4 protein-coding genes are annotated in these 6,317 nt (G+C 66.1%); 1 reads left to right on the top strand and 3 read right to left on the bottom strand.

The features are described from left to right. Positions 1-1,230, top strand: a 1,230-nt coding sequence (locus ACQKJZ_RS17310; protein ID WP_427732710.1) for an AAA family ATPase, incomplete at its 5' end; no start/stop codon positions are given. Positions 1,231-1,233: 3 nt separating this feature from the next. Here ACQKJZ_RS17310 and ACQKJZ_RS17305 read toward each other — a convergent pair. The 3 genes from ACQKJZ_RS17305 to ACQKJZ_RS17295 all read right to left on the bottom strand — a co-directional run bounded on the left by ACQKJZ_RS17305 (position 1,234) and on the right by ACQKJZ_RS17295 (position 6,164). After that, complete coding sequence (locus ACQKJZ_RS17305) at positions 1,234-2,226, bottom strand: glycosyltransferase family 2 protein (RefSeq protein ID WP_312489895.1); 993 nt, start codon at positions 2,224-2,226, stop codon at positions 1,234-1,236. A 34-nt stretch (positions 2,227-2,260) separates the two neighbouring features. Beyond that, positions 2,261-3,676, bottom strand: a complete 1,416-nt coding sequence (locus ACQKJZ_RS17300) for a M48 family metalloprotease (protein ID WP_427732707.1) — start codon at positions 3,674-3,676, stop codon at positions 2,261-2,263. 388 nt (positions 3,677-4,064) lie between these two features. Then, positions 4,065-6,164 carry a RelA/SpoT family protein gene (locus ACQKJZ_RS17295; RefSeq protein ID WP_427732712.1) on the bottom strand — a complete coding sequence of 700 codons (2,100 nt, stop codon included), beginning with the start codon at positions 6,162-6,164 and terminating at the stop codon, positions 4,065-4,067. Between the last annotated feature and the right edge of the window lie 153 nt (positions 6,165-6,317).

Genomic DNA, 6,317 nt, shown 5'->3' with positions numbered 1-6,317 from the left:
AAGCGCCGAAGTCGAAGGCCACGTCCCAACCTTTCCACGAACCATGGACAGCCCCATAGCCGCCGTCATAGCCTGACCGCCGTGATCGAAACGCTGGCCATATCCGGATACCGTTCCCTTCGCGACGTGGTCGTGCCGCTGGGGCCCCTGACCGTCGTCACCGGCGCGAACGGCAGCGGCAAGTCGAGTCTCTATCGCGCGCTGCGTCTTTTGTCGGACGTGGCGCAGGGCCGGGTGATCGGGTCGCTGGCGGGCGAGGGTGGCCTGATGTCGACATTATGGGCTGGCCCCGAAAAATTCAGCCGGGCGATGAAGGCCGGCGAAATGCCCGTACAGGGTACCAGACGGTCGGGGCCGATCAGCCTGAAACTGGGCTTCTCGTCGTCCGACTATGGCTATGCCATCGATCTGGGTCTGGCCGGTCCCGACTCGATGGGCTTCGCGCATGATCCCGAGGTGAAGGCCGAGGCGCTATGGGTCGGATCGGTGCTGGGGCGCGCCAATCCAATCGCCGAACGGCGGGGCAAGATGATCCGCCTGCGCCGTGTCGAAGACGGCGGCTGGAGCGAGCGGCGGCGTGAGATCGCCCCTTATGACAGCGTCGTTACCCATTGCGCCGACAGCGGCGACGGACTGGAACTGCTGCGCCTGCGGGATCGGATGCGTGGCTGGCGCTTCTATGACGATCTGCGAACCGACCGCGACGCCCCTGCACGTCGCCCGCAAGTGGGCACTTTCACCCCGATATTGGCTAGTGACGGGGGCGATATCGGTGCGGCGATCCAGACGATCTCCATGATCGGCGACGATGGCATCCTCGCGGATACGATCGCAGACGCGTTCGACGGCGCGATACTGAGTGTCGGTGAGCGGTTCGAGGTCCAGATGCACCAGCATGGCCTGCTCCGCCCGCTAAACGTGTCCGAACTGTCGGACGGGACGCTACGCTATATCCTGCTCGCCGCCGCCTTGCTGTCGCCACGCCCGCCGGAGTTGATGATCCTCAACGAACCCGAGGCCAGCCTGCATCCCGATCTGCTCGGTCCGCTGGCGCGGTTGATCGTCAAGGCGTCCGAGCGGTGCCAGATCATCATTGTCTCGCACGCCGCCACGCTGGTCGATGCGCTCGACCGCAGCCTGGAGACGCGGTCGATCCGTCTGTACAAGGAACTGGGCGAGACGTTGGTGGAAGATGTCGAGCGCCCGCGCTGGGTGTGGCCGTCGCGATAGCGCTCAGGCGGGGTCCTTGGCCCCCTGATGCGCGCTATAGCCCAGCCGGGCATGGCCCTGTACCGGGCCCGCGACATCGGCAACGAGATAGAGCGGCCGCCGCTTCGATTCGATATAGAGCCGTCCCAGATATTCGCCGATCATGCCCAGCACGAACATCTGCACCGCGCCCAGGATGACGGTGACGAGCATGGTCGAGGTCCAGCCCTGCACCGCCGTGCCGGTCAACCAGCCGAACGCGATATAGACCAGCAGCAGCAGCGACGCCGCCGTCAGCGCCAGGCCGATATGGCTGGCCCAGCGGAGCGGCGCGGTGGAAAAACCGGTGACTGCGTCGAAGGCGAGCGCGATCATCTTGCCCAGCGGATAATGGGTCTCGCCCGCATGACGCTCGGCGCGGTCATAGGGGAAGGGGACCTGGCGGAAGCCGACCCAGGCGACCATGCCGCGAATGAAGCGCGCCTGTTCGGGCAGCGATTGCAGCGCGTCGAGCGCACGCCTGCTCATCAGGCGGAAGTCGCCGGTGTCGAGCGGGATCGGCGTGTCGGTCAGCCGGTCGAGCATCCGGTAGAAGAGCGCCGCCGTCGCCTTCTTGAACAGCGTCTCGCCCGCGCGCTTGCGCCGCACCGCATAGACCACGTCCGCCCCCTGCGCGGCCATGGTCGCGCGCATGTCGGCGAGAAGTTCGGGAGGGTCCTGAAGATCGGCGTCGATGATCAGGATCTGCTCGCCCGCGCACAGGTCCAGGCCCGCCGTCAGCGCCAGCTGGTGGCCATGGTTGCGCGACAGGTTGATCGCCACCAGATGCGGGTCGGCGGCGGCCAGCCGCTGCATCACCGGCCAGCTGTCGTCGCGGGAGCCATCGTTGATCAGGACGATCTCATAATCCTCGCCCACCGCCGCGCGCGCCGCACCCGAGATGCGCGCGTGCAGCACGTCGAGGCAGGCGGCTTCGTTATAGCAGGGAACGACGACGGACAGGGCGGGGCGCTTCATGACGCCGCTGGTTTAGCGGCGTCGAAGCCGTCCGTCACCCATTCACGACGAGCTTGACCAATCGGCCGGGAATCAACGGCTTGTCGGCGTCGAGGCCATTGAGCGTCACGAAGCGTTCACGCTGGTAATCGGGATAGGCCATGCGCGCCGCCAGGCTGTCGACCGTATCGCCCGCCTTGACGGTGACGATGCTGATCTTCTTGCCGCGAATGGCGCCCGCCTCGGCGGCCGAGAGCGGCGCGACCGAGGCGAGCAGCGGCTGGAACGGCCCGATGCCCGACCCCGCCGGCGTGACCAGCGTGAAGGTATAGGTGGCCGACGGGAAGCGGTAAGCCACCACCGTCGCATCCACCGCGCGGCGATTGGCGGCGGCGCGCGTCGTAACATAGGCATAGGGGATGCCGTTGGCGGTGCCGTTCTGCAACTGGCCCGAGGGGGTGCCGGTGCCGAGCTGGCCGAAGCGTTGGGTGATCGCCTGGCCCAGATCGCTGCCCTGGGCCAGGCGCATCTCGGCCTGTCCGCCTTGGCCGACGATGCTCACCGCATCGCTGCCATTGGCGATGCGATACCCGCTGGGCGCAGTGAATTTCAGCTTCAGGCCGGGATGGCGGAAGGTCTGGCCGTCGATGATGCCTTCCTTGGGGTCATCGCCGTAAGGCAGGCCGTCGAGCATCCGCAGGAAGGCGGTGTCCTGTGCCGGCGCGGTTTCCGGGCGACCGGTCGCTTGCGCCAGCGCGGCGGCGCGGCGTACGCGGTCGACGCTGTTGGGGTGGGTCGAGGCCCAGGTGGGTATGGCGTTGGCATCGCGCCCGTCCGTCCGTGCGGCCAGATTGCTCGACGCCGCTAGCGAGGCGAGCATGTCGGCCGAAGCATAGGGATCATAGCCGGCGGCGGTCATGTAGCGGATGCCCAGGCCGTCGGCCTGATATTCCTGATCGCGACCATATTTCAGCGTGACCAGCTGCGCGCCGGTACCGACCAGCTGGGTCGCCAGATTGCTGCCCGTCAGGACCCCGGCGCCCGCCGCGAGGATCGAGCCGATGGTCGAGGCGGTGTTGCGGCTGCGTGAATGGCGTGCGGCGACATGGCCGACCTCATGCCCCAGCACCGAAGCGAGTTCGGCCTCCGAGTTCATCAGCGCGAGCAGCTGGCGCGTGACATAGATATAGCCGCCGGGGATGGCGAAGGCGTTCTCGACCGGCGAGTTGAGCGTGGTGACGGTGAAGTCGCCTTGCGCGTTCGACAGGCCGGATTGGACCGCCACGCGCTTGCCGACGCGCTCGACGAACGCCGCCTGCGGGCCGGTATAGCGGCCGCCATATTGCTGGACGAGTTCCGGGTTGGCCTGTGCGCCTTGCGCTTTGTCCGAGGCGGAGATGGAGCGCGTGGTCTGCGCTGTCACGGGGGCGGCGACAAGCGCGATCATGGTGGCGGCGGTGGCGAAACGCATCGGTGACGGGACTCCCTGTTCGCGCTTTTCAAAGCGTTTGACGGGCGGGGGTTCCCGTCTTTTGTTACGGGCTCGTCATTTCTGCTTCATGTTTTCTGTTCCCCGGCGAAGGCCGGGGCCGGGTTTCTTCGCCGCTGGTGATGCGTCATGCGATGCGGGGGAGGCATATGCATGGCGCCTTCGATCGCTCCTCGCGACCGGATCCCGGCCCCTGCCCGGAAACTCAAAGAAGGTTGTTCGCGCGGAGACGCGAAGACGCGGAGGTGTCGAATCCAGCCGCAGGCTGTAATCCTCTACGATCAGGCGGCTTTGCCTGCCGCTCGAAATGAGCGGTCTCCAACGCGGCTCGTCCAGACACCTCCGCGTCTTCGTGTCTCCGCGTGAACCCTCAAACCCGCTGAACCGCACTCACCACATCGGCGGCGCGCAGGGCGGCGATCAGGCGCATCAGATGCTGGATGTCGTGCACCTCGACATCGATCAGGTTGGTGTGGAAGCGCGTATCGCGCGTATCCAGCCGGACGTTGATGATGTTGGCCCTATGCTGGCCGATGATCGTCGCGAGGATGCCGAGCGCGCCGGGTTCGTTCTTGACCATGACCGAGATGCGCGCGGTCGCGCCCTCGCTCTCGTCGCCCCAGGAGACGTCGACCCAGTCGGTTTCCTCATCCGTCCGGTCGGCCAGCTCGGCCAGCACCGGGCATTGGATCGCGTGTACCTCGATCCCCGCATCGGGGCGGCGGAGGCCGACGATGCGGTCGCCCGGCACCGGGTGACAGCATTGCGCGAGGTCGTATGCGACGCCGGGCGTCAGCCCCTTGATAGAGATCGCGCTCGACTGCGGTGGGACGGCGGCGACATCCGCGCCCGCCGAGCCGGGCATCAGCGCCTCCATCACGGCGGCGTCAGACACGGTGCGACGCGCGATCGCGATCATCAGATGCGCCTCGTCGGGCATCTTCAACCGCTGGAGCGCATGGGTCAGCGCATCGGGGCCGATCTGCGCGGGCAGGCGGCGGACGATATCCTCGTACAGCTTGGTGCCCAGCGTCACCTGCTCGGCGCGCTCGGCGTGGCGCAGGTGGCGGCGGATCGCGGCCAACGCCTTGCCGGTGATCGCCAGGTTCAGCCAGTTGGCCTGCGGCGTCTGCCCCGCCGAGCGCAATATCTGCACCTGGTCGCCGTTCGAGATCACGGTCGACAGCGGCACGACGCGCCCGTTCAGCTTGGCGCCCACCGCCTGGTCGCCCAGATCGGTGTGGACGGCATAGGCGAAGTCGATCGGCGTCGCGCCCTTGGGCAGCTGGATCAGCTCGCCCTTGGGGGTGAAGGCGAAGATGCGATCCTGGTACATCGCCATCTTCGTATGCTCGATCAGCTCTTCGGGGCTGTCCGAGGTGTCGAGGATTTCGACCAGGTCGCGAATCCAGCTGACCTGCGCGTCGTGGCGGGTCGCCTGCTTGTAGGTCCAGTGCGCGGCCAGGCCGAAATCGGCCTCGGCATGCATTTCCGGCGTGCGAATCTGGATCTCGATACGCGCATTGTCGGCATGGATGACGGACGTGTGGAGCGAGCGATAGCCGTTGCGCTTGGGTGTCGAGATATAATCCTTGAACCGCCCCGGCACCATCGGCCAGCGGCGATGGATCAGCCCCAACGCACGGTAGCAGTCCTCCTCGGTCGGTACGATCGCACGGAAGGCCATGACGTCGGACAGCTGCTCGAAGCTGATGTGCCGTTCGTTCATCTTGCGGAAGATCGAGAAGGCGGATTTCTCGCGCCCCGTCACGTCCGCATCCACGCCGCCGCGCGACATCAGCAGCTTCAGCCCCGACGCGATCTTGGAAATCCGGTCGCCGCCGCCCTCCTTCATCTGGGCCAGACGCAGGGAGATCGATTCGAACGCTTCGGGTTCGAGCTGCTGGAAGGAGAGCATCTGCATCTCCTTCATGAACTCGTACATGCCGATCCGCTCGGCGAGCGGGGCATAGATGTCCATCGTCTCCTTCGCGATGCGGCGGCGTTTCTCCGGCTTCGCGATGTGGTGGAGGGTACGCATGTTGTGGAGGCGATCGGCTAGCTTCACCAGCAGGACGCGGATATCGTCCGACATGGCGAGCAGGAACTTGCGCAGGTTTTCGGCGGCGCGCTCGCTCTCGGTCTGCGCCTCGATCTTGGACAGCTTGGTGACGCCATCGACCAGCCGCGCGACATTGGGACCGAACAGCCGCTCGATCTCGTCATAGGTGGCGACGGTGTCCTCGATCGTGTCGTGCAGGATGGCGGTGGCGATCGTCTCGTCATCCAGATGCAGGTCGGTCAGGATGCCGGCCACCTCGATCGGATGGCTGAAATAGGGATCGCCCGAGGCACGCTTCTGGCTGCCATGCGCCTTCATCGAGAAGACATAGGCGCGGTTGAGCAGCGCCTCATCGGCCTGGGGGTCATAGTCGAGCACGCGGTCGACGAGTTCATACTGGCGGAGCACGAAATCAGATTTGCGGGGTAGGGATACGCATTGCAACAATTTTGATGCGATCAGGGTGATCGGAGTCATGATAAGCCCCTCTCCCGGCAGGGGGAGGGGTTGGGGAGGGGCATGGGCCACTGCGGCTGGTCTCGGTGAGACCCCGTGCCCTCC

The organism is Sphingomonas sp. NPDC019816, assembly GCF_050274375.1.
Taxonomy (GTDB): domain Bacteria; phylum Pseudomonadota; class Alphaproteobacteria; order Sphingomonadales; family Sphingomonadaceae; genus Sphingomonas.
This window is presented reverse-complemented; position numbering and strand designations above follow the sequence as displayed.